The sequence below is a fragment of the Sphingomonas sp. AAP5 genome, from assembly GCF_004354345.1.
GTDB lineage: Bacteria > Pseudomonadota > Alphaproteobacteria > Sphingomonadales > Sphingomonadaceae > Sphingomonas > Sphingomonas glacialis.
In genome coordinates this window covers 1,711,069-1,734,813 of the sequence record NZ_CP037913.1, presented here as the reverse complement: position 1 = coordinate 1,734,813, position 23,745 = coordinate 1,711,069, and the positions used below count along the sequence as shown (strand labels likewise).

17 protein-coding genes are annotated in these 23,745 nt (G+C 65.7%); 13 read left to right on the top strand and 4 right to left on the bottom strand.

Annotation, left to right across the window (positions count from 1 at the left end; all coding sequences use genetic code 11):
- Nucleotides 1–33: 33 nt before the first annotated feature.
- From E2E30_RS07930 to E2E30_RS07920, 3 genes are read left to right on the top strand one after another with little or no spacing between them, the layout of a single operon-like run.
- On the top strand, nt 34–789 hold the full coding sequence (locus E2E30_RS07930; RefSeq protein ID WP_165954475.1) for a prepilin peptidase: 756 nt from the start codon (nt 34–36) through the stop codon (nt 787–789).
- The gene (locus tag E2E30_RS07925; protein WP_133188823.1) at nt 786–1,247 is read left to right on the top strand and encodes a hypothetical protein; all 462 of its coding nucleotides are present in this window, start codon (nt 786–788) and stop codon (nt 1,245–1,247) included. Before E2E30_RS07930 ends, E2E30_RS07925 begins: the two co-directional genes overlap by 4 nt.
- A 10-nt stretch (nt 1,248–1,257) precedes the next feature.
- A complete protein-coding gene (locus E2E30_RS07920; RefSeq protein WP_133188821.1) occupies nt 1,258–2,670 on the top strand; it encodes a coniferyl aldehyde dehydrogenase in 1,413 nt (470 codons plus the stop codon).
- A gap of 142 nt (nt 2,671–2,812) precedes the next feature.
- Here E2E30_RS07920 and E2E30_RS07915 read toward each other — a convergent pair whose 3' ends face one another.
- The 4 genes from E2E30_RS07915 to hppD form a co-directional block, all read right to left on the bottom strand.
- Entirely contained in the window at nt 2,813–3,409 is a 597-nt protein-coding gene (locus E2E30_RS07915; protein ID WP_133188819.1) for a DUF1989 domain-containing protein, read from the bottom strand.
- Entirely contained in the window at nt 3,406–4,113 is a 708-nt protein-coding gene (gene gntA / locus E2E30_RS07910) for a guanitoxin biosynthesis heme-dependent pre-guanitoxin N-hydroxylase GntA (RefSeq protein ID WP_133191983.1), read from the bottom strand. The genes E2E30_RS07915 and gntA overlap by 4 nt, the downstream gene beginning before the upstream one ends.
- A gap of 52 nt (nt 4,114–4,165) precedes the next feature.
- On the bottom strand, nt 4,166–5,458 hold the full coding sequence (hmgA, locus tag E2E30_RS07905; protein WP_133188817.1) for a homogentisate 1,2-dioxygenase: 1,293 nt from the start codon (nt 5,456–5,458) through the stop codon (nt 4,166–4,168).
- Nucleotides 5,459–5,565: 107 nt separating this feature from the next.
- Nucleotides 5,566–6,642 (bottom strand): 4-hydroxyphenylpyruvate dioxygenase, encoded by a 1,077-nt coding sequence (gene hppD / locus E2E30_RS07900; RefSeq protein WP_133188815.1) that lies wholly within the window; start codon nt 6,640–6,642, stop codon nt 5,566–5,568.
- A gap of 76 nt (nt 6,643–6,718) precedes the next feature.
- Here hppD and E2E30_RS07895 point away from each other — a divergent pair, with 76 nt between their 5' ends.
- The 10 genes from E2E30_RS07895 (at nt 6,719) to argE (ending at nt 23,493) form a co-directional block, all read left to right on the top strand.
- A complete protein-coding gene (locus tag E2E30_RS07895) occupies nt 6,719–7,165 on the top strand; it encodes a MarR family winged helix-turn-helix transcriptional regulator (RefSeq protein ID WP_133188813.1) in 447 nt (148 codons plus the stop codon).
- Between the two features lie 89 nt (nt 7,166–7,254).
- Nucleotides 7,255–9,321, top strand: a complete 2,067-nt coding sequence (locus E2E30_RS07890) for a malate synthase G (protein ID WP_206365661.1) — start codon at nt 7,255–7,257, stop codon at nt 9,319–9,321.
- Nucleotides 9,322–9,456: 135 nt separating this feature from the next.
- Nucleotides 9,457–11,454, top strand: a complete 1,998-nt coding sequence (locus tag E2E30_RS07885; protein WP_133191981.1) for a BamA/TamA family outer membrane protein — start codon at nt 9,457–9,459, stop codon at nt 11,452–11,454.
- Nucleotides 11,454–15,698, top strand: coding sequence for a translocation/assembly module TamB domain-containing protein (locus tag E2E30_RS07880; RefSeq protein WP_133188811.1), 4,245 nt, complete (start codon nt 11,454–11,456; stop codon nt 15,696–15,698). Before E2E30_RS07885 ends, E2E30_RS07880 begins: the two co-directional genes overlap by 1 nt.
- Nucleotides 15,699–15,774: 76 nt before the next feature.
- Nucleotides 15,775–17,256, top strand: a complete 1,482-nt coding sequence (locus tag E2E30_RS07875; RefSeq protein WP_206365660.1) for a flavin-containing monooxygenase — start codon at nt 15,775–15,777, stop codon at nt 17,254–17,256.
- Nucleotides 17,257–17,342: 86 nt separating this feature from the next.
- Nucleotides 17,343–17,981 (top strand): CerR family C-terminal domain-containing protein, encoded by a 639-nt coding sequence (locus E2E30_RS07870; protein ID WP_133188809.1) that lies wholly within the window; start codon nt 17,343–17,345, stop codon nt 17,979–17,981.
- A complete protein-coding gene (locus tag E2E30_RS07865; protein ID WP_133188807.1) occupies nt 17,978–19,198 on the top strand; it encodes an HlyD family secretion protein in 1,221 nt (406 codons plus the stop codon). Before E2E30_RS07870 ends, E2E30_RS07865 begins: the two co-directional genes overlap by 4 nt.
- 1 nt (nt 19,199) lies before the next feature.
- Nucleotides 19,200–20,816 (top strand): DHA2 family efflux MFS transporter permease subunit, encoded by a 1,617-nt coding sequence (locus tag E2E30_RS07860; RefSeq protein WP_133188805.1) that lies wholly within the window; start codon nt 19,200–19,202, stop codon nt 20,814–20,816.
- Nucleotides 20,813–22,288 carry an efflux transporter outer membrane subunit gene (locus E2E30_RS07855; RefSeq protein ID WP_133188803.1) on the top strand — a complete coding sequence of 492 codons (1,476 nt, stop codon included), beginning with the start codon at nt 20,813–20,815 and terminating at the stop codon, nt 22,286–22,288. The genes E2E30_RS07860 and E2E30_RS07855 overlap by 4 nt, the downstream gene beginning before the upstream one ends.
- A 35-nt stretch (nt 22,289–22,323) precedes the next feature.
- The gene (gene argE, locus E2E30_RS07850; RefSeq protein ID WP_133188801.1) at nt 22,324–23,493 is read left to right on the top strand and encodes an acetylornithine deacetylase; all 1,170 of its coding nucleotides are present in this window, start codon (nt 22,324–22,326) and stop codon (nt 23,491–23,493) included.
- Nucleotides 23,494–23,745: the final 252 nt, after the last annotated feature.

The window sequence follows — 23,745 nt, the reverse complement described above, 5'->3', positions numbered from 1 at the left end:
CCCGATGCGACGGGAATGGCGATAAGGAGGCGCATGGTGGAGATGCTCCTATGGCCGGCGCTGCTCGGGCTGCTCGGCGCCGTGATCGGGAGCTTTGTCGCAACGCTCGTGATCCGCTGGCCGGAGGGGCGATCGGTGATGCGCGGGCGGTCGCACTGCGACGGCTGCGGCGCGTCGCTCGGCGCGCGCGATCTCATCCCGTTGGTGAGCGCGGCCCTGGCAGGAGGGCGATGCCGGCGCTGTAGGGCGCCGATCGACGCGCGGCATTGGCAGATCGAGCTTGGCTGTCTCGTGATCGGCGCGCTCGCCGGTTGGGCGGTGCCGGGGCCTGTCGGGCTGGCGGGCGCCGCGTTCGGCTGGCTGCTGCTGACGCTTGCCGCACTCGATATCGCAGAATTCTGGCTGCCCGACGCTTTGACGGCGACGCTAGCGGGCGGCGGGCTCGTAACGGGGTTACTCGGTGTCGAGCCCTCGCTCGTCGACCGGCTGATCGGTGGCGTGAGCGGCTTTGCCGTGCTGTGGGCGATCGGGGCAGGGTATAAGCGTCTGCGGCACCGCGAGGGGCTGGGCGGGGGAGACCCGAAATTGCTCGGCGCGATCGGGCTATGGCTCGGCTGGCGGCTGCTCCCGGCGGTCGTTTTGCTGGCCGCGCTTATCGGGCTGGCGATCGTCCTGGCCGGTATGCTGAACGGGCGGAAAGCAGGGCTGGGCGATCGGATGCCGCTGGGGGCGCTGCTCGCGATCGCGGCTTACCCGGCCTGGCTGTTCCTGCTAGGCCAGTCGTCATGAAAGCGCTTCTCTTGCTCGCGCCGCTCGTGATTGCCGCAGCCCCGCAGGCGGCGCCGGTTCCGCCAGCCCAGCCGCTCGCTTCGGTCGATGGCCTGCCGATCGGCGCGATTCCGAAGCAGGATTTGCCCGCACGCGGCTGCGCTGCCTATCTCTGGACCGCGAGTGGGACTCGAGCGCTGATCGCGATGGTCGGGGCCGATCCGGCGCGCTTGCGCGTCTCGGTTCAGGGCAAGGTGACCGATCTCGACCGCAGCGCGCAAACCGGCGCGAGCGGCTTCGGATTTCCCGAACGCGCCGAATATGGCGGCGGCCCGCTCGTGGCGAAATTGACGATGAAGGTTGAAACCCGCGAATCGATCAGTGGCGGAGCGGTCGTGCCCGAGGGATTGCTCGAGATCGACCAAGCGGGGCAGGATACGATCATAGTGCCGGTCGCGGGGTTGATCGGCTGCACGTGAGGGGAAAATGATGACGATGCTCGATGTTCTGAACGCTCAGCGCGCTGCCTTCATGGCCGAGCTGCCCGTCAGCCTCGCGGTCCGCAAGGACCGGCTCACGCGCGCCGCCGCAATGATCGCCGACAATGCCGACGCGTTCTGCGACGCGCTGAGCGAGGATTTCGGGCATCGCAGCCGCGAGCAATCGATGCTCACCGACATCGCCTCGTCGGTCGCGCCGATCCGCCATGCGCTCAAATCGGTCGAGGGTTGGACGCGGCGTGACAAGCGGGCGGTGCAATTCCCGCTCGGCCTGCTCGGCGCGCGCGCCTGGGTCGAATATCAGCCCAAGGGCGTGGTCGGCGTGATCGCGCCGTGGAATTTCCCGGTCAATCTGGTGATGGGCCCAGTCGCCGGCGCCTTCGCGGCGGGGAACCGCGTGATGGTCAAGACGAGCGAGTTTACCCCACGTACGGCGGCGCTGTTCGAAGCGGTATGCCCGAAATATTTCGCGGCGGACGAACTCGCGTTTTTCAGCGGCGCGGCCGAGGTCGGCAAGGCGTTCTCCGAGCTGCCGTTCGATCATCTGATCTTCACCGGCGCGACCGGGATTGGGCGCTACATCCTGCATGCCGCCGCCGACAATCTCACGCCCGTCACGCTCGAGCTCGGCGGCAAGTCGCCGGTGATCGTCGGCAAGGATGCCGATATCGCCAAGACGACCGAGCGCGTCGCGATCGGCAAGATGCTCAACGCCGGCCAGATCTGCCTCGCGCCCGATTACATGCTCGTGCCCGAAGCGCAGGAGCAAGCCGTGGTCGATGGCCTGAAGGCAGCGGTGTCGGCGATGTATCCGACGCTGCTCGCCAACCCCGATTACACCGCAATCATCAACGATCGGCATCACCAGCGGCTCGAGGAATGGGTCGCCGATGCACGCGCCAAGGGGGCGACGGTCGAGACGGTCAATCCGGCGGGCGAGGATTTCGCCGGCTCGAACAGCCGCAAGATGCCGCTCCACATCGTCCGCAACGCGACCGACGACATGATCGTGATGCAGGAGGAGATCTTCGGACCGATCCTCCCGGTGCGGCGCTATAGCGGCATCGACGCGGCGATCGGCGAGGTCAATCGTCGCGACCGGCCGCTCGGCCTCTATTATTTCGGACCCGATGCCGACGAGCGACGGCGCGTGCTCGACCGTACGATTTCGGGCGGGGTGACGCTCGACGACGTGGTGTTCCACGTCTCGATGGAGGAACTGCCGTTCGGCGGGATCGGTCCCTCGGGGATGGGATCGTATCACGGCACCGATGGCTTCAAGACGTTCAGCCACGCCAAGGCGGTGTTTAAGCAAGCCAAGCTCGATGTCGCCAAGCTGGCCGGCCTCAAGCCGCCTTACGGCAAGGCGACCTGGACGAGCATCAAGCGCCAGATGAAATAGGCGGTTACCAGCTTCCCCTCTAACCGTCACCTCGGGCTTGTCCCGGGGCCCACCGGGCCGCGAGCGCTGCGGCCGTGGCGCGTGCGTGACGGTGGACCCCGGCACAAGGCCGGGGTGACGAAGTAGGGCTTCGAACCAAATGTTAGCGAGCAGAGTCGATCCGGTAGTGGATCGGCTTGAAGCTCCCGCCATTGCTCGCCGGTGCCGAGCAGGCGGTGAGGCCGATCACCAGATCCATCGCCGCGCGGAAGACGATGTGATCGCCCGCCTGGCTGATCGGCGGCAGCACCGACAGCTTGCCGGTGGTCGCGTCCACCGGCACGTTCATGAAGCAGTTGAATGCGACCGGAATCCGGTCGGGCGCGACGCCATACGGCTCGAGCGCCGCCGCCAGATTGCCGAAGCATCCGCGGTGCGGCGGCAAGTCGGGATAGAAGTGGTGGAAGGTGTCGTACGAGCATGGTGTGAGCAAAAAATCGTGCCGCCCGACGGTATCAGCAACAATCTCGAGCATCGGCCGCGAGCGGTTCGAATAGAGCAAATGGCCCGTCGTCAGGAAGATCGTCTCGGCATAATCGAGCGTCCTGCCCGAAGAGATCACCTCATCGAGGTCTTCAGCGTTGAACGCGAGCAGATCGGCAACTTGCCGACCGCGCGGGTCGATCACCGTCAGCGTCTCGCCATGCGCCAGCCGGAAGGCGGTGCCGCTGCGTTCGGGGATTTCGATCGTCACGCTCATTCGGGCGTGCCCGCATAGCTGAACGGGCATTTCCACTCGGCGTCGACCACCCGCCCGCTATATTGCCGCGCCTCGCTGATTTCGCCGTGGCGCGCGAGCATCGGATTGCGGCTGCCCGCCAGCGCCTCGTCGCGCACGAGGATCTTCTCGCGCATGCCCTCGTAGCGGCCCTGGTCGCGCAAGGTGGTGAACTGGTCGTGCAGGTTGAACACCATCGTCGGACGCGCAAAGCGGCGCGCAGGGCGACTGGCGTTGGGGTGCAGCCCGACGATGAAGAACGCTTCGCCGCCGAAGCTCAGCGAGAAATGCGGGCTGTCCGGGTCGGCACTGACGCCCTTGTCATAGCCCTGGCCACGCCACACGTCCTTGTCCGAGATCGATTGAGCACGCTGCCACAGCGCCGTCTCGAACGCGTCTTCGCTGAGCGCATCGGGTCCATCGAAGATCACCGCAAAGCTGCGAAAAAGCCCGGGCTCGGCACGATAGTCGGCGGCGAAATGCATCAGCCCGTCGTGAATGCGCAAATCGTCCCACGCGCTGTCGATCCGATCGCACGCGAGGACCGCAAGCGTGCCCTTGGCCAGCGCGGCCTTGGCCCCGACGCACGGGAAATCGGCCGCCGCGACGTGCGCGTCGAGCAAGGCCTGGAAATCGCCCTGCGCGCGGTGGCGCCAGGGGAAGAGCGGAGTGGACGGGGCTGGCATGCCCATCAAGACGACTCCCGCCTGCGTAAGGTTCCCAAAAACCTAGTTGATCTCAATCAGACGCTTCACGAACTTGTGCCTTGGGAAAACCGTCCCAGGCTTGATCGTAATCGGCGTCCAGGGCGCTCGTTTCCAAGGCAAATTCGGTCGGCGTGAAGACCCAGCGGCTCTCGATCATGAAGGCCATCGTCCCGTCGAGCTTGTGCGGCTTGAGGTCGGCGGCGCTGGCACCCTGCCAGCTCGCGACGTCGGGGCCGTGCCCGCTCATCTGGTTGTGCAGCGACAGCGCGCCCGGCACGAAGCCGTCGGCCTTCGCATCATACGCGCCGTACAGCAGCCCCATGCATTCGCTCATCGTGTTGCGGTGGAACCAGGGCGGGCGGAACGTGTCCTCGGCAACCAGCCAGCGTGGTGGGAAGATCACGAAATCGACGTTCGCGGTGCCGGGGACGTCGCTCGGCGAGGTCAGCACGGTGAAGATCGAGGGGTCGGGATGATCGAAGCTGATGCTGCCGATCGTGTTGAAGCGCGTAAGGTCGTACTTCCAGGGCACGTAATTGCCGTGCCACGCGACGACATCGAGCGGCGAGCGCCCGAGGTCGGTGCGCCATAGGCTGCCGAGGAATTTCTGGACGAGCTCGTACCCGCCCTCGACATCCTCGAACCAGGCAACGGGGGTTTCGAAATCGCGTGGGTTGGCGAGGCCGTTTGCGCCGATCGGGCCGAGATCGGGCAGGCGGAAGGGCTGGCCGTGGTTTTCGGCGACATAGCCGCGCGCCGCGCCATCGGGCAGCGTGACGCGGAAACGCACGCCGCGCGGGATCAGCGCGACCTCGCCCGGCTTCACGTCGATCCGGCCGAATTCTGTGAGCAGCGTCAGCGCACCGTGCTCGGGCAGGATCAGCAACTCGCCATCGGCCGAGGCGAAGGCGCGGTTCGCCATGTCTTTGGTCGCTCGGTAGATGTGCATCGCGACGCCGGTCTGCGCCTTGGGGCCGTCGCCCGCGACGACCATCGTGGTCAGGCTGTCGAGCCAGTCGGCGTCCGACGTCTCGAGCGGCTTCCAGCGAAGCCGGTTGGGGGCGAGCGGGGCGGTGGCGACGCCGGGGGCGAAGAGCGGCGCGCCGTCATAGCGGGTGAACGCTGGATGTGCCGCGGACGGGCGCAAGCGGTACAGCCACGAGCGGCGGTTCTCGTGGCGCGGCGCAGTGAAGGCAGTGCCGCTGAGCTGCTCGGCATAAAGGCCAAACGCTGGCTTTTGTGGGGAATTGCGGTCGACCGGGAGCGCGCCGGGGACGGCTTCGCTCGCGAAGTGGTTGCCGAAGCCGGTCATGTAATCGGTCATCTCGCGATCCCATCGTCGCCCCGGCGGAGGCCGGGGCCGCTGCGTTCGTGTCGCGCCGCTCGCATCACGCGCAGCGGCCCCGGCCTCCGCCGGGGCGACGCGCGTGCTTACGCCTCGACTGCGCCCGGCACCACGCCGCGGCGGATCTGGTCGAGCTCGATGCTCTCGAACAGCGCCTTGAAATTGCCCTCGCCAAAGCCGTCATTGCCCTTGCGCTGGATGATCTCGAAGAAGATCGGCCCGACCATGTTCTCGGTGAAGATCTGCAGCAGCAGCCCGCCGCCGGTCTCGGGCGCGCCGTCGATCAGGATGTCGCGCTTGCGCATTTCCTCGACGTCGTGGTTGTGCCCGGGAAGGCGCTTGTCGATCAGATCGAAATAGGTTTGCGGCGTCGTCTGGAAACGGATCCCGTTCGCGCGCAGCGTATCGACCGTCTTGAAGATGTCGTCGGTCGCGAGGGCGAGATGCTGGATGCCTTCGCCCTTATAGTCCTTGATGAACTCCTCGATCTGCGAATGCTCGTCCTGGCTTTCGTTCAAGGGGATGCGGATCTTGTCGTCGGGCGCGGTCATCGCCTTGGAGAAGAGGCCGGTCGACTGGCCCTCGATGTCGAAATAGCGGATCTGGCGGAAGTTGAAGATCCGCTCGTAATAATCCGCCCAATAGGCCATCCGCCCGCGCTGCAGATTGTGCGTCAGATGGTCGAGCGTGTGGAGGCCGACGCTGTGGTCATCGACGCCCGCGCCTTCGACCGGGGTGAAGTCGGTTTCGTAGATCCGCGACTTCTCGTCGACCAGATACAGGTTCGCGCCGCCAATGCCTTCGATCGCGGGGAGCTCGAGCTCGTCCGGGGCAACTGCGCCCTTGACCGCGACAGCACCGCGTTCGACCGCCATCTTCAGCGCGCTTTCGCCGTCAGCGACGCGGAACGCCATCGCATTGGCCGAGGGGCCGTGCGTATCGCGGAAGCCCGCGACCTGACCCGCGTCATCCATGTTGAGCAGGAAGTTGATGTCGCCCTGCGCGTAGCGGCGGACGTTCTTCGACTTGTGGTTGCCGACGTGGGTGAAGCCCATCTTGACGAACAGGTCGGCCATCGCCTCGGGGTTGGGCGAGGTGAATTCGACGAATTCGAAGCCGTTCAGGCCCATCGGGTTTGCAGGCTTGGTGTCTGGCGCGGTCATCGGTCGGCTCCAACTGGTTTCAGATGAAACGATATAGCGGGCTTGCACGAACCGGTCCATCCCGTATCGATTGTGCATGGCAACGCTCAAACTCGACGACTTCCTGCCCTATCGCTTGTCGATCGCGTCGAACCGTGTGTCTGCCGCGATCGCCAGCGCGTATCAGGCGCTGTTCGGGCTCAAGATTTCGGAATGGCGGCTCGTCGCGGTGATCGCCGAAGGGCCGGGGATGACGCAGCAGGCGCTGGGCTTGGCGACGCGGATGGACAAGGTCACCGTCAGCCGCGCCGCCGCCGCCCTGGTCGAACGCGGGCTCGTCGCGCGGCAGCCAAATCCGGGCGATCAGCGCTCGCACATGCTCGCGCTGACGGCGACGGGCCAGGCGTTGTACGACGATGTCGCGCCCAAGGCGCTCGAGCTCGAGGCGCGGGTTTTTGCGGGATTTTCGCCAGCGGAGATCAAGGCGTTCCGCGCGATGCTTGACCGGATCGAGGCATCTGCCGCACCGTTCGACCCGGAGTGAGGAGGGAGCGGGGTTGATAGCAAGGCCTTTGCTGGCCTAAGCGACCTCGGCCCTCCCCAGGCGAACCGTGTTTTTCCAGGAGGACATCCATGCCCGACATGCTCGATCGCGCCGGCCTTTCGGTGGCGGCGCCGCTCGCCACTTTCGTCGAGGAGCGTGTCCTGCCGGGGCTCGACATCGCGCCCGGCGCGTGGTGGTCGGGCGTTGCCGCGATCTATGCCCGCTTCGCGCCGGAGAACGCCGCGCTGTTGCGCGTGCGCGACGATCTCCAGGCCAAGATCGATTCGCGCTATCAGGCGGGTGGGGCGGTCGATGCGGCGTACCTGCGCGAGATCGGCTATCTCGTCGACGAGCCGGCGCCCTTCGCCGTCACCACCGAGCATGTCGATCCGGAGGTCGCGACGATGGCGGGGCCGCAGCTCGTCGTGCCTATTCTCAACGCGCGTTTCCTGCTCAACGCTGCCAACGCGCGCTGGGGCAGCTTGTACGATGCCTATTACGGCACCGACGCGTTGCCGGGGATGGCGGTGCCGGGCGGCTATGATCCGGTGCGCGGGCGCCAGGTCGTCGTTGCCGCAAAGGCGTTTCTCGACCAGGCCGTACCACTTGCGGACCGTCCCTGGGCCGAACTCGCCGACAAGGAGCCGGTATTGCGCGATCCGGCGCAGCTGGTCGGGCGCAAGGGCGCGTCGTGGCTGTTCGTCCATAACGGGCTGCACATCGAAGTGGTGGTCGATCGCGACCATCCGATCGGGCGTGACGATCCGTCGGGAATCGCCGACGTCATCCTCGAATCGGCGCTGACGACGATCTGCGACCTCGAGGATTCGATCGCCGCGGTCGATGCCGAGGACAAGGTCGCGGCCTATACCAACTGGCTCGGGCTGATGACGGGAACGCTCGAGGAATCGTTCGACAAGGGCGGCAAGACGATCACGCGACGGCTCAACCCCGATCGCGTCTATGATGACGGCCTGACGCTGGCGGGACGCAGCCTGTTGTTCGTCCGCAACGTCGGGCACTTGATGACGACGCCCGCGCTGCGGCTCGGCGACGGCAGCGACGCGCCCGAGGGGATCCTCGACGCGATCATCACCAGCACGATCGCGCTCTACGACTTGCGCAAGCTCGGCGCGTTCCAAAACAGCCGCGCGGGTTCGGTCTATATCGTCAAGCCCAAGATGCACGGGCCGGCCGAATGCGCCTTCACCAATGCACTGTTCGACGCGGTCGAGGATCTGCTCGGCCTGGCGCGCAACACGCTCAAGGTCGGCGTGATGGACGAAGAGCGCCGCACTTCTGCCAATCTCGCCGCCTGCATCGAAGCGGTGAAGGACCGCATCGTCTTCATCAACACCGGCTTCCTCGATCGCACCGGCGACGAGATGCACACCGCGATGCGCGCGGGGCCGATGATCCCCAAGGGCGAGATGAAGACCAGCGATTGGATCAAGGCGTATGAGGACCGCAACGTCCGCATCGGTCTTGCCGCCGGCCTGTCGGGCCGGGCGCAGATCGGCAAGGGGATGTGGGCCGCGCCCGACCGGATGGGCGATATGCTCGTGCAGAAGATCGCGCATCCGCAAGCTGGCGCCAATACGGCGTGGGTCCCGTCCCCGACCGCGGCGACGTTGCATGCGATGCACTATCATCAGGTCGACGTGTTCGCGCGGCAGAAGGCGATCGCCAAGGAATCGATCCCGTCGCTCGATGCGCTGCTCAGCGTGCCCGTCGCGCAGGGCCGCAACTGGACGCCCGACGAAATCCGTGCCGAGCTCGACAACAATGCGCAGGGGATTCTCGGCTATGTCGTGCGCTGGATCGACCAGGGCGTCGGATGCTCCAAGGTGCCCGACATCCACGATATCGGGCTGATGGAAGACCGCGCGACACTGCGCATCTCGTCGCAGCACATCACCAACTGGCTGCTCCACGGGGTTGCGACCGCAGCGGACGTCGATGCGGCGTTCGAGCGCATGGCGGCAAAGGTCGATGCGCAGAATGCCGGCGACCCGCTCTATCATCCGATGAGCGGGCATCCCGACAGCCTGGCGCTGCAGGCGGCGCGCGCGCTCGTTTTCGATGGCGGCGCGCAGCCCAATGGCTATACGGAGCCGCTGCTCCACACCTATCGGCTGATGCTGAAACAAAGGTAGGGAAACCAACGCCGTTTCGTGCGTTGGCAGTCAAGTGGGAGTCGTTCGCGAGAGGTTCCCGCGCAGAAGCGGGGAAGTGAGTCGTTGAGCGTATCGGTGTTTTCGAGTGGGATTTTGGCTGTCGCTGCTGCAGGGATGCAGCAGTCGGAGCCTCCGGTAACGCCGTCGACTGCGCCGGTTGCCGCGCAACAAGCGCCCGAACCCGCGATCGTTCCCGATGCGGAATTCACCAAGGCGCTGCCGCCTTTGTCGAACGACATCAACGCTCCGCTCGAGCCGATGCTGCCCGTCGCCCAAGCGCCGGCCGAGACAGCCGCGCCGGAGCTCGCGCAACCCTTGCCTTCGCTCCAGGGCTTCGATTCGACTCCGCTGGTCGATGCGACCTTCAAGGACACGAAGTCGCCGGACATTCGCTACGATACCAAAGTTCGCGGTCTCGATGCGGTGAAACTGAAGGGCCAGTTCAACGGGCTTTCGGCGCTCCGTGGTGGCAAGGGCAAGGCCGCCAACGCGACCGTCGTTTCGGCGCGGGCGCGTGAGGACGAGGCGCTGGCGGTGCGGTTGATGAAGTCGCTCGGCTATTACGACGGCACCGCGGTTTCGACGCTCGAGCCGATCCCGGGCGATCCGACGAAGCTGCGCGCGATCGTCTCGGCGACGCCGGGCAAGCAGTACAAGCTCGGCACGATCACCGTAAAGGCTGAACCCACCACGCCGCCGGGGCTGATCGAAAGCCAGCTCCCGCTCAAGGTCGGCGATGCGATCGAAGCCGATCGAGTCCAGGGCGCCGAAGCCAATGTCGCGCTGATCCTGCCGCAGCGCGGATACCCGTTCACCAAGGTCGGCCAGCGCGACATCCTGCTCGACGATATGACCGGGACGGGCGACTATACGCTGCCGGTCGATACCGGTCCGCGCTCGTCGTTCGGGACCTTCACCACCGAGGGACGGCTCGCCTTCGGCGCCGAGCATGTCAGCGTGCTGACGCGCTTCAAGCCTGGGCAGCTCTACGACAACCGCCTGACCGACGATCTGCGCGCCGCGCTCGTCGCGACCGGACTGTTCTCGACTGTCTCGGTCGAGCCGGTGCGGACCGGGAACATCAACCCCGACGGGACCGAGCAGGTCAATCTGCTGGTCAAGCAGGAGCGCGGCAAGCAGCGCTCGCTCGCGGTCAGCGGTGGCTACAGCACGGGGCAGGGCGTCCGGCTCGAAGGGTCGTACACTGATCGCAACCGCTTCGCGCCCGAAGGCGCGCTGATCTTCACCGCAGTCGGCGGCACGCAGGAGCAAGGCGCGAGCGCGACCTTCCGCCGGTCCAACGCCGGCAAGCGCGACAAGACGGTGACGTTCACCGCATCGGCCAACCGGACGAGCTATGACGCGTACAATGCGTTGACCGCGACGTTGTCTGGCAAGGTATCCTACGATTCTACGCCGCTCTGGCAGAAGAAGTTCACCTACGCCTATGGCTTCGAACTGGTCGGGACCAACGAAAGCGTCTACGATTTCGGCCTCGGCGCGCGCAAGCGCGGGACCTATTTCATCGCAGCTTTGCCCGGCCAGGTGTTGTTCGACCGCTCGGACAGTCTGCTCAACCCGACAAAGGGCTATCGCCTCAAGCTGAGCCTCAGCCCCGAGACATCGGTCCGCGGCGCGGTGCGACCGTACGCACGCACGCTGATCGAAGCGAGCGGCTATTATCCGATCGGGGACAGCATTGTCCTCGCCGGACGGCTCCGCGCGGGCTCGATCGCGGGTACCGGGCGTGACGAGCTTGCGCCGTCGCGGCGCTATTATGGCGGCGGTGGCGGCTCGGTGCGCGGCTACGGCTATCAGCGGCTCGGCCCGCTCGATCCGCAGGGCAATCCGGTCGGTGGACGCTCGCTCAACGAGTTCGCGCTCGAGGCGCGCTATCGCTTCGGCAATTATGGCATCGTGCCGTTCTTCGACGGCGGCAACGCCTATGAAGGCCCGATCCCCAAGGGAACCGATCTGCGCTACGGCGCGGGCATCGGCGGGCGCTTCTACACCAATTTCGGGCCGCTGCGCGTCGACGTCGCCACCCCGCTCAACCCGCGTAAGGGCGACGGCAAGGTCGCGCTCTACATTTCGATCGGACAAGCCTTTTGATGGCCGAGGAAGAGGTCGTCGTCGTGCGCCGTCCGCTGTGGCAGCGTATCGTAAAGTGGGTGGCGATCACGCTGGTCGGGCTGGTGGCGCTCGTCGGGCTGTTCGTGCTCGGGCTCAACACCGCGCCCGGGCGACGCGTGATCGCCAATTATTTGGGTGGCTACAGCACCGCTTCGGGGCTCAACATCAAGGTCGGGCGGATCGACGGATCGCTCTATGGCGCGATGGTGCTGACCGATGTGCGCGTGAGCGACCAGAAGGGCGTGTTCCTGGCGTCCCCGCGGATCGCGGTCGACTGGCGGCCTTTTGCCTATGCGCAGAACCATATCGACGTGCGCTCGGCGCAGGCGGCGTTGGTAACGATGACGCGCTCGCCCGCGTTCAAGCCGACACCGACCGACCCCAACGCGCCGATCCTGCCCGATCTCGATATCGATATCGGTCGGCTGACGGTCGATCGCATGATTCTCGCCAAGCCGGTGACGGGCGAGGCGCATATCCTCAAGATCGACGCCGCGACGCACATCGCCGACAAGCGCGCACAGGTGACCGCCAATGTTGCGGCGCTGATGGGTGCCGGCATCGCTGGCGGCGATCGTCTGGTGCTCAAGCTCGATGCGGTGCCCGATCAGGACAAGCTCGACCTCGATGCGCGGCTGACCGCGCCGGCCAACGGCGTCGTTGCGCGAATGGGTGGCCTGAAGGCGCCGCTCGACTTTACCATCGGCGGCAAGGGCAGCTGGAAGGCGTGGTCTGGCAAGGCGACGGGCACGCTCGGCGGCGCTCAGCTCGCCGACTTGTCGCTCGAGGCGCATAGCGGCACCTTCAAGGTGCGCGGGACGACCAACCCCGGACTCTATCCAGGCGGCGCGCCCAAGGACAAGGCGACCCCGGTCAACCCGATCGCGCGGCTGACTGCGCCGGTCTTGCAAGTCGCGCTCGACGCGACACTCGACCAGCGCAAAGTCAATCTGACGACGACGCTGCGGTCTGACGCGCTCGCGCTCGACGCAAAGGGCCTGCTCGATCTCGCGCAGAGCAGCTTCGGGCAATTCGCCGTCAACGCCAAGCTGCTGACCCCCGGCGCGATCGCGCCCAACCTCAATGGGCGTGATGTCGCGGCGCGCGTCGTGCTCGACGGCAAGTTCGCGACGCCGACGGTCAATTACGTCATCACCGCCGGCGTGCTCGGCTTTGGCGAGACGCGGGTCGAGCAGCTGTATGCGTCGGGCCTTGCGCGCGTGAATGCCGATCACATCGTCGTGCCGGTCGCAGCGCGCGCCGCGCGTGTGACAGGGTTGAACGCGGCGGCGGGCGGGCTGCTCGACAACGTCGCGATCAACGGCGACTTCGCGATTGCCAAGGGCAAGGTCCTTTCAGACAATCTGCGGATTCGCTCGCGCAAGATCGATGCGACCGCCGTGGTGGTCGCGGATCTCGCGACAGGCCTGTATCGCGGCGCGCTCAACGGCCGCGTCAACGATTACAAGGTCGATGGTGTCGGCATCCTCTCGCTGCGCACCGACGCCAAGCTGGTGACGGTTGCGAGCGGCGGCTTCGGCATAACCGCGCATGTCGCGGCCAAGACGTCGCAGATCTTCAACGAAGGCGCGCGCAGCTTTCTCGGCGGGAACGCCGCCGTCACCGCCGATGTCGGTTATGATCCCAACGGCATCATCACCTTCCGCAACCTGCGGCTGAATGCGCCGCAATTCCGCGTAATGCGTGGGCAGGGGCGGTATGATCCGAAGGGGCCTCTGCTCGTCGACGCCGACGCGTATTCCAACCAATACGGCCCACTCACCGCGCGCGTGACGGGCACGGCGACCAAGCCTGTCGTGCTGCTCCGCGCCGCGCGGCCGGGCGTCGGCGTCGGTCTGGTGAATCTTGAGGCGCAGATACGCGGCAACGGCGCATCGTACGCGGTGCTGGCGAAGGGCGGGACCAATTACGGGCCGTTCACCGCCGATGTCCTCGTAACGCCGTCACCACGGCTGACCGCCGATATCCATAACGCGCGCTTCGCCGGCGTCGATTTCAAGGGCCGGGTCGAGCAGCTTGCCGCCGGGCCGTTCGGCGGGCGGATCACCTTTGCCGGATCGGGCATTAGCGGCGCTGCCCTGCTCGGCGCGCAAGGCAAGGTCCAGCGCGTCGACGTCGCCGCGCGCGCCAGCAACGCGAAGATCCCTGGGGCGACCGACTTCACGATCGGCCGCGCGATCATCAATGCGCAGGCCGTGCTCTATCCGAACGCGCCGCAGATTATCGCCGACGCGCAGGTCGCGGATCTGCGCTACGGCGCCGCCGTGCTGTCGGCAGCGCGCGCGAAGATCAATTACGTCAACGGCAGCGGCACCGCGCAAGTGCTCGCGACGGGTTCGAACGGGGTGCCGTTCCGCGTTGCCGCCAATGCGCGTTTGAGCCCCAAGCTGTGGCTCGTCGCGACGCAGGGCCAAGCCAACGGTATCGCCTTCAAGACCGGCAATGTCGCGCGGATCGAGATCGAGCGCGGCACGTATCGGTTGCAACCGACGCGAATCGATTTCGGCGCCGGCGCGAACAGCGCGGGTGGCAGCGCGCGGATCGCAGGCGAATATGGCAAGGGGCTCTCCGCCAAGCTGCGGCTCGACTCGCTCGACGTGTCGGTCGCCAACGCGCTTGTTCCCGATCTTGGCTTGGGCGGCACCGCGACGGGGTCGCTGGATTATACCCAGCCCCAAGGCGCTTCGGTCCCGCAGATCGCTGGCCGGTTCCGTATCAAGAACTTCACGCGGTCGAGCCTGGCGAGCGTTTCGCAGCCGGTCGACGTGATCGCACAGGTCGGGCTGACCAATGCTGGCGGCGACGCGCGTGCGCTCATCCAGCGTGGCGGCGCTACGGTCGGTCGGCTGATCGCGACCTTGCAGCCGCTGGGGGGCGGCGGCAGCTGGACGCAGCGCTTGCTCGCCGCGCCTCTGTCGGGCGGGATCCGCTATAACGGTCCGTCGAGCGTGCTGTTCTCGCTCGCTGGTCTGGCCAAGCAGCAAGTGTCGGGGCCGATCGCGGTTGCTGCCGATTTCGGCGGGCGCGTCGATGCGCCGCAACTGACCGGCTTGGTTCGCGCCGATGCGCTGACCTATGACAACGAAGTCTACGGCACGCGTCTCACGCAAATGAAGATCGCCGGTCGTTTCACCAACGATCGTTTCGACCTGACGCAATTGTCGGCGCGCGCTGGCGAGGGCAGTGTGCAGGCGCAAGGCTCGGTTGGCTTCTCGGCGGCGGCGGGCTTCCCGATCGATATCAAGGCGACGCTCAACAACGCGCGGCTTGCCAGCAGCGACGCGCTTGGCGCGACCGCGACCGGCACCGTCTCGGTCAGCAACAGCAAGGCCAAGGGTGGCTTGATCACCGGGGACATCCGTATCCCCAATGCGCGTTACGAGATCATCCGCCAGGGCCAGGCAGAAGTGGCCGAACTGACGGGAGTCCGCCGCAAGAGCGATGTGGTGAAGGCCGCCACGCAACCTGCCGCCGAGGCCCCGATCGGCTTGTTCAAGCTCGACATCCGCGTGCGCGCGCAGAATCAGTTGTTCGTGTCCGGCATGGGGCTCGAGTCCGAGTGGGAGGCCGATATGCGCGTGGCCGGAACCTCGGCCGCGCCGCAGATCCTCGGTCGGCTGCAGATCGTGCGCGGGACCTATTCGTTCGCTGGCAAGCGGTTCGACGTGACCAAGGGCGATGTCCGCTTCGCTGGCGGAGCGCTGGTCGATCCCGAGATCAACATCAGCGCGACGACGACGACCAACGACATCACCGTCGTGATCGACATCACCGGCACCGGCCAGAAGCCGCAGATCGCCTTCAATTCGACCCCGGCGCTGCCGCAGGACGAAGTGCTCAGCCGGCTGTTGTTCGGCAGCTCGGTGACCAATCTGTCCGCGATCCAGGCGATCCAGTTGGCATCCGCGCTCAACTCGCTGCGCGGATCGGGCGGCGGGCTCAATCCGCTCGGCAAGTTGCGCAGCGTCGCCGGGATCGATCGACTGCGGATCCTCGGGGCCGACTCGGCAACGGGGCAGAGCACTTCGCTCGCGGCAGGCAAGTACATCACCAAGAACATCTATGTCGAAGTGATCACCGACGCGCGCGGCTTTACTGCGACTCAGATCGAGGTGTCGCTGACCAAGGCGCTCAGCGTGTTGTCACAGGCCGGGTCGTTTGGCGGGTCGAACGCGACGGTGCGCTACAAGCGCGACTTCTGACGGGGTGGAGCCGCCGATGGCGGTTCCGCTTTCGCTTCGTGTAAAAATCGAATATCCGGTATCCCGGAGAGTGACGATGCGCACAGAACATTTCGACGTCGTGGTGGTTGGGGCCGGGCTTTCGGGGATCGGAGCGGGGTATCACCTGCAGACGCTGTGTCCCGACCGCAGCTATGTAATCCTTGAGGGAAGGGCGACGCTCGGCGGGACGTGGGACCTGTTCCGCTATCCTGGCATCCGTTCCGATTCGGACATGTACACGCTCGGCTATGCGTTCAAGCCGTGGACCGAGGCGAAAGCCATCGCCGATGGTCCATCGATTTTGCAGTATGTCGGAGACACGGCCCGCGACTATGGCATCGATCAGCACATCCGCTTCGGGCATCACGTTCAGACGGCAAGCTGGTCGACATCGGACGCCCGGTGGACGGTGCGCGCCGACGGTCCCGATGGTCCGGCCAGCTTCACCTGCAATTTCCTCTTCATGTGCAGCGGCTATTACAATTACGCACGCGGCCATACGCCCGACTGGGCGGGAACAGAGCAGTTTGCGGGGCGGATCGTGCACCCGCAATTCTGGCCCGCCGATCTCGATTATGCCGGCAAGGAAGTCGTCGTCATCGGCAGCGGCGCCACTGCGGTGACGCTCGTGCCTGCCATGGCGCAGACCGCCGCGCATGTGACGATGCTGCAGCGCTCCCCGACCTATGTCGTGTCGCGTCCGGCCGAGGATGCGACGGCGAACTGGCTGCGCCGGAAACTGCCGGCGATGCTCGCCTACCGGCTGGTGCGGTGGCGCAACGTGCTGCTGGGCATGGCGTTCTTCAACTTGGCGCGCAAACGGCCGTCCAAGACCAAGGAACGGCTGATCAACATGGTGCGCGACCAGCTCGGTCCCGATTACGATGTCGCGAAGCACTTTACCCCGAGCTACAATCCCTGGGACCAGCGGCTGTGCCTCGTTCCCGATGCGGATTTGTTCGATGCGTTGAAGACGGGCAAGGCTTCGGTCGTCACCGACACGATCGCCCATTTCACGCCGGACGGCATCACGCTCGCCTCCGGCGCGGAAGTGCCAGCCGACATCGTGGTGACCGCGACCGGCCTCGAACTGCAATTGCTCAGCGACGTCGCTTTCAGTGTCGACGGCGAGGCGGTCGATTTGGCCGACACCTATAACTACAAGGGCATGATGTATTCGGGCGTGCCGAACATGGCGTCGTCCTTTGGCTATACCAATGCGTCGTGGACGCTAAAGGCCGACCTGACCTGCGGGTATGTCTGTCGCTTGCTCAACACGATGAAGACGCGCGGCCTTCGCCAGGCGACGCCAACGCTCGAAGGTGCGCTGCCCGAGCCCAAGCCGTTCCTCGACTTCACTTCGGGCTATGTCACGCGGGCAATGGCGCGGTTCCCCAAGCAGGGCGACAAGTCGCCGTGGCGACTGCATCAGAACTATGCGCGAGACTTGCTGACGTTGCGCTTTGGCTCGGTTGACGATGCGATGGTGTTTTCAAACCCCGCGTCGACCAAGCGCACCGACAAAATCGCCGCCTGACGTCGGAACCACGGTCGATCGTCCGTGTTCTAGCGTAACGAAAGATTGCTCTTGCCCTGTTCGTTCGAACGAATTAACGGCGCCGGGTGCTTCAACAACGCCTCCTCGAAATCGCGATCGCAGAATTCGCCAGCAAGGGCCTGGAAGGTGCGAGCACGCGTAGCATCGCCGCGAAGGCGGGGACGGCCATGTCGTCGATCACATACCATTTCGGTGGCAAGGAAGGCCTCTATCTTGCCGCCGCGGATTATATCGCCGCGCAGATCGGCACCGACTTCGAAGCAACGCTTTCGATCGATGAGGTGCCCGCGGGGCTGACTCCCGATCAGGCGCGCGCCTTGCTGCATGGCATGATCCGGCGCTTCATCGATACGATGACGGGACCGAAGAGCGCGATGTATTCGCTGTTCATCATGCGCGAGCAGATGGAACCGACCGAAGCCTTCGAGCGCATCTATGGCGGATTGATGGGGCGGATGCTCGCTATGCTGGTCGAGTTGATCTGCATCGCGACCGCGCGCCGCGACGCCACCGTCGCGCAAGTCACCGCGATCACGCTGATGGGCCAGGTGATCGTGCTCCGCGGCTCGCGCGCGACGGTCCTCAAATTGCTGCAACGCCCCGACATCGACTCGGCGGCGATCGCGCTGCTCGCAGCCCGGATCGCGGCCAATACCGACGCCATTCTCGACCAACTGATTGCCGAACGACAGGAACTTCCATGAGCGAAGACCAGAGCACCGCCCGAAAGTCCGACGACGCCGAGGATCGCAAGCCCACGAATGGGCAAGGCGACGAAGACGGTGCGTCGGCCCATGCGCAAAAGGGCGATACCAAGGACGATGCGGGCGACAGCGATGCGTCGCAGGATGATGATTCGTCCGATGACAAGACGAAGAAGCCGTCGATCTTCACCAAACCGCTGTTCTGGATCATTCTCGTGATTGTTATCGCGGTCATCGCGATCGGCGGCACGTTCTATTATCTCGACGCGCGCCAGTATGAGACGACCGACGATGCGTTCGTCGATGCGCATATCGTGCGCATCTCGCCCAAGGTCGCCGGCACGCTCAAGTCGGTTGCCGATATCGACAACCGGCACGTCGAGGCCGGTCGCCTGCTCGCGGTGATCGAGCCGTCGGGCCCCGAGGCGCAGGTCGCCGAAGCCGACGCGAACGTGAAGCAGGCGCAGGCGCAATACGAGCAAGCGCGCGCGCAAGTCACCGCAGCGCAGGCGAGCCGCGATCAGGCGGCAGCACAGGCGCGTAGCCCGCTCGCCACGGCGGCCAAGGCGCAACAGGATCTCGCCCGCTACCAGGCGCTGGTGCGGCTCGATCCGAATGCCGTCGCGGCGCAGCAGCTCGACGCCGCACGCGCAACCGCACGATCGACCGCGGCCGATGCCGCCGCCGCGCGCCAGCAGATCGACAGCGCCGCCGCCAACATCACCGTCGCACGCCGCCAGGTCGCCGCTGCGCAAGCCGTGATCGAAGCGCGCCGCGCCTCGGTCCAGCAAGCCAAGGTCACGCTGGGCGACAACCGCCTCGTCGCACCGGTGTCGGGTCAGGTCGTCAACCGCTCTGTCAATGTCGGTTCCTATGTCGGGCCGGGCACGCAGCTGATGGCGATCGTTCCCGACCACATCTGGGTCACCGCCAATTTCAAGGAAACCCAGCTGCAGTTGATGACGATCGGCCGACCGGTCGAGATCAAGGTCGACGCCTATCCCGACGTCAAGTTCAAGGGGCATGTCGATTCGATCCAGCGCGGCGCCGGCCAGGCTTTCGCGCTCCTGCCGCCGCAGAACGCCACGGGCAATTACGTGAAGGTCGTCCAACGCGTACCCGTGCGGATCGAGTTCGACCTCAAGAACGGTCCCGATCCGCGCAAATATCCGCTGGGGCCGGGCATGTCGGTCGTCCCGACGGTCAAGGTCCGCTAAGATGGCCGCCGCCCCGGCAAAGATCGGGAAACGCGCGGATGGATGGGATCCGACACGATCGGCGGCGGGCAGCTACAGCCCGTGGCTGATCGTCGCGATCATCTCGATCCCGACCTTCATGGAGGTGCTCGACACCTCGATCGCGAACGTCGCGCTCGATCACATCGCCGGCGGCCTGTCGGTGTCCAACGACCAGGCGACGTGGGTGCTGACCAGTTACCTTGTTGCCAATGCGATCATCATCCCGATCAGCGGCTGGCTGTCCGACGTGATCGGGCGGAAACGCTATTTCATGATTTCGATCGGTCTGTTCACCCTGTCGTCGCTGATGTGCGGCCTGGCGCCGAACCTGTCGACGCTCGTCATCGCGCGTGTGCTGCAAGGGATCGGCGGTGGCGGCCTCGCGCCGGTCGAGCAATCGATGCTTGCCGATACCTTTCCGCCCCGACTGCGCGGGATGGCGTTTGCGGCGTTCGCGATCGTGGTGGTGGTGGGACCAGTGCTCGGGCCAACGCTCGGCGGCTATATCACCGAGAATTCGAGCTGGCATTGGGTGTTCCTGATCAACGTGCCGATCGGCATCGTGTCGCTCTTCCTCGTCAATCTGTTCGTCGACGAGCCGAAGGCGATCAAGGACGATCGCGCCAAGTTGCTCAAGCGCGGCATCCGTGTCGATTATATCGGCATCCTGCTGATTGCGCTCGGTCTCGGCTTCTTCGAGCTGACACTCGATCGCGGCGAGCGCGAGGACTGGTTTTCGAGCGGTCTGATCATCACCACCGCGACGATCTCGGCGTTGTCGTTGATCGCGCTCGCCTTCTGGGAAACCAACCACCCCGAGCCCGTGCTCGACTTGAAATTGCTCAAGAACCGCAATTTCTCGCTAACGCTGCTGGTGATGGGTGTGACCGGCATGATCCTGTTCGGCACGACGCAGCTGATTCCGCAGATGTTGCAGCAGGTGCTGGGCTACACGTCGTTCCAGGCAGGGCTCGCATTGACGTTCGGCGGGGTGGCGACGCTCGTGATGGTGCCGTTCGCCGGTCGGCTGTCGGGCGTCGTCGATGTCCGGCTGCTGCTCTTCCCGGCGCTGCTCGTCCAGGCTTTCGCGCTGTGGAATATGACGCACCTCAATGCCGACATCACGTTCCTCGATGCCGGCGTTGCGCGGCTCTATCAGGCGATGGGGCTGCCGTTCCTGTTCGTCCCGATCAGCGCGGTCGCCTATGTCGGGCTGCCGCAGAACAAGACCGCGCAAGCGTCGAGCATGCTCAACGTCGCGCGCAATCTTGGCGGGTCGATCGGCATCTCGGCGTCGCAGACGCTGCTGGCGTCGGGCTTGCAGCGTCATCAGTCGGAACTGGTCAACGGCCTGAGCCCGCTCAACCCCAATTACAACGAGTGGCTCGCCAAGGCGGGGGGCGCGTTTGGCGGGGTAGGGGATCCGACGACGACGCCGCTCGCGGTGCTCTATCAGACGGTGCAGCGCCAGGCGTGGATGCTGGCGTTCCTCGACGTCTTTCATTCCCTGATGATCGTGGTGCTCTGCATAGCCCCGGTCGTCTTCTTTATGCGCTCCGGCAAGTCCGGTGGCTCCGGTGGAGGCATGGCCCATTGACCCGCTCTCTCGTCACGACTGCGCTGCTGGGCGCGACTCTGCTCGCCGGCTGCACCGTCGGCCCGAACTATCACGCGCCCGAAATGGCGGTGCCGCCCGCCTTCAGCGAGCCGCAAGCCACCGCTCCCGGCGCGACGATCGACCCGGCCCATTGGTGGACCGCGTTCGGCGATCCGACACTGACCTCGCTCGTCGAGCGCGCGCTGAAGGACAGTCCGAACATCGCGATCGCCGGCTCGCGCGTCCGCCAGGCCCGGCTGCAGGAAATCGCGGCGCACGCGATCGGCAAGCCGACGGTCGATGCGACGGGCAATGTGACGCATGTCGAGTTCAGCAAGAATGCCGGCTTCTCCTCGCTCGCCAGCCTGTTCTCGGGCGGCGGCGCAGGGGGCTCGGGCAGTTCGGGGGGAATCGCGCTGCCGGGCAGCGGGATCACCACCTATGCCGCAGGCTTCGATGCGAGCTGGGAGATCGATCTGTTCGGCGGTGGGCGGCGGAGCGTCGAGGGCGCTCTGGCGCGCACCGACGCCGCGATCTGGTCGCAACGCGATGCCGCGGTCACGCTCGGTGCTGAAGTGGCGCAGGCCTATTTCGCGATGCGGCTCGATCAAGCGCAGATCTCAGTGGTCGAGGACGAACTCGGGCGACAGCGTCGATCGCTGCAGATCGCGGGCAATGTCGCCAAGGTCGGGCTCTCGCCGCAGATCGACGTGACGCGTCAACAGCAGCAGATTACCACGCTCGAAGCGCGGCTCGAGCCGCTGCGCGCGGACGTGCGCGTCCGCATCCACGCGCTGGGTATCCTGCTCGGCGCGCAACCCGAAAGCCTGACCGCCGAGCTGACCGCGCCGTTACCGCCATTGCAGGCCATGCCCGTCGTGCCGGCAGGGCTGCCATCGGATTTGCTGCGACGGCGTCCCGATATCCGCATGGCCGAGCGCAATCTCGCGGCGTCGACCGCCGATATCGGTGTCGCGGTGGCCGATCTGTATCCCAAGTTCAAACTCACCGGGATGGCGGAGCTCCTGTCGACGTCGCTCGCCTCGCTGTTCTCGCGCGACAGCATTCAGGCAACGGGCGTCGGCGGCGTGACGTTTCCGCTGCTCGACTGGGGCCGGCGTCGCGCGACGGTCGGCGTCCGCAAGGAGGACCGCGAACAGGCGTATCTCCAATATCAGGCAACGGTGCTTGGCGCGTTGCGCGATGTCGAGGATCCGCTCGCGCGGATCGACGCCGAGCGACGGCGCAACGCGGCATTGCGTCGCGCGGTCGCCGATGCGGAAGCGACCAACCATGCGGTCTATGCGCAATATAGCGCAGGGTTCGTTGCGCAGAACGCGCTGATCGACGCGCAAGTCACCGTGCTCAGCGCGCGCGAGCAACTCGTCGCGAGCGACGCGCAGTTGCGGCAGGACACGGCGGCGTTGTTCAAGGCGATCGGCGGGGGCTGGGAGGAAGCCAAGGCCGGGTGATTGGCAGCGGTGCGCGGGACGCCTAGGATTGGCCGATGGACCTCTCCGACGACCTGCAAACCGCCGCGCTTACGCATCTCGAAGCGCTGATCGGTTTCGACACCACTTCGCGTGATTCGAACCTTCGGCTGATCGAATATGTCGAGGCGTACCTCGGTGGCCTCGGCGTTGAGTCGCGTCGCGTCGCGAATGCCGATGGTTCGAAGGCCAATCTCTACGCAACGGTCGGGCCGGCCGTGCCGGGCGGGGTGGTGCTGTCAGGGCACACCGATGTCGTCCCCGTCGACGGGCAGGCGTGGGCGAGCGATCCGTTCACGCTGACACGCCGCGGCGAGCGGCTGTACGGTCGCGGGACATGCGACATGAAGGGCTTTCTCGCGCTGGCTTTGGCGGCGGTCCCGGCCTTTGCGCGCGGCGAAACCGCTCGGCCGCTGCATCTGGCGTTCTCCTATGACGAGGAGGTCGGCTGCCTCGGCGCGCCGTCGATGATCCGCGCGCTGGTGGCCGAGCTGCCGGCGCCAATCGCCGTCATCGTCGGCGAGCCGACCGATATGGAGGTCGTGAGCGGCCATAAGGGCATCTCGACTTGGCGCGTGACGGTGACGGGGCACGAGGCGCACTCGAGCCTGACGCACCTCGGAGTCTCGGCCAATATGGTCGCGATTGGGCTCATGGCCCAGTTGCGCCTCCTGGCCGAATCGTTCGAGCGGCATCCCGATCCCGAATCGCTCTATCACCCCCCGCATGCGACCCTCACGATCGGCCTGATGCAGGGTGGGACTGCGGTGAACATCCTGGCGCGCGAGTGCGGCTTCACCTTCGATCTGCGGACGCCCCCGGGGCAGGATCCGGATACGATCATCGCGCCGTTCCTTGCCGCCTGCGCGCAGGAAGATCAGGCGCTCAAGGCGCGGTTTGCCGACGCCGGTGTCGTTGTCGCGCGTCGCTCCGCAACGCCTTCGTTCGCGCCCGAGGCCGGTGGTGCGGCCGAAACGCTGGCGCGGCGCCTGGCTGGAGACAATGGTCCGGCGCGTGTCGTGCCCTATGCAGCCGAGGCCGGGCAATTTCAGGGTGCGGGATTTTCGACGATCATCTGCGGGCCGGGCTCGATCGAGCAGGCGCATCAAGCGGATGAGTATCTGGAGGTCGCTCAATTCGAGCGCGGCGCAGCGTTTATGCGGCGGTTGATAGAGGCGTTGCGTTAAACGCCACAAAAAATTATTTGTTGGCCGAAGTGTCGGCCGAACTGAAATCTAGTGCGTCCGCCAGATCAGAAACGATCATCGGGTACGCAGTTTTATATTGGGCAATCTTAACTTCGAATATGAGGTCTAGGAAGAGATGACCCGACACTGCCGATAACTCGCTCCAAAAAGGACCTGATTTCGTTCGTGTCGGGTCGGAACGAGGTTTAGAAGGGGCGAGCGTTTTCGCCGTAGATCATCGCGAGGATAAAA

Coding starts and splice junctions, on each gene's coding strand:
- E2E30_RS07930 (WP_165954475.1), top strand. CDS start 34: ATGGTGGAGATGCTCCTATGGCCGGCGCTGCTCGGGCTGCTCGGCGCC.
- E2E30_RS07925 (WP_133188823.1), top strand. CDS start 786: ATGAAAGCGCTTCTCTTGCTCGCGCCGCTCGTGATTGCCGCAGCCCCG.
- E2E30_RS07920 (WP_133188821.1), top strand. CDS start 1,258: ATGACGATGCTCGATGTTCTGAACGCTCAGCGCGCTGCCTTCATGGCC.
- E2E30_RS07915 (WP_133188819.1), bottom strand. CDS start 3,409: ATGAGCGTGACGATCGAAATCCCCGAACGCAGCGGCACCGCCTTCCGG.
- gntA (WP_133191983.1), bottom strand. CDS start 4,113: ATGCCAGCCCCGTCCACTCCGCTCTTCCCCTGGCGCCACCGCGCGCAG.
- hmgA (WP_133188817.1), bottom strand. CDS start 5,458: ATGACCGATTACATGACCGGCTTCGGCAACCACTTCGCGAGCGAAGCC.
- hppD (WP_133188815.1), bottom strand. CDS start 6,642: ATGACCGCGCCAGACACCAAGCCTGCAAACCCGATGGGCCTGAACGGC.
- E2E30_RS07895 (WP_133188813.1), top strand. CDS start 6,719: ATGGCAACGCTCAAACTCGACGACTTCCTGCCCTATCGCTTGTCGATC.
- E2E30_RS07890 (WP_206365661.1), top strand. CDS start 7,255: ATGCCCGACATGCTCGATCGCGCCGGCCTTTCGGTGGCGGCGCCGCTC.
- E2E30_RS07885 (WP_133191981.1), top strand. CDS start 9,457: ATGCAGCAGTCGGAGCCTCCGGTAACGCCGTCGACTGCGCCGGTTGCC.
- E2E30_RS07880 (WP_133188811.1), top strand. CDS start 11,454: ATGGCCGAGGAAGAGGTCGTCGTCGTGCGCCGTCCGCTGTGGCAGCGT.
- E2E30_RS07875 (WP_206365660.1), top strand. CDS start 15,775: ATGCGCACAGAACATTTCGACGTCGTGGTGGTTGGGGCCGGGCTTTCG.
- E2E30_RS07865 (WP_133188807.1), top strand. CDS start 17,978: ATGAGCGAAGACCAGAGCACCGCCCGAAAGTCCGACGACGCCGAGGAT.
- E2E30_RS07860 (WP_133188805.1), top strand. CDS start 19,200: ATGGCCGCCGCCCCGGCAAAGATCGGGAAACGCGCGGATGGATGGGAT.
- argE (WP_133188801.1), top strand. CDS start 22,324: ATGGACCTCTCCGACGACCTGCAAACCGCCGCGCTTACGCATCTCGAA.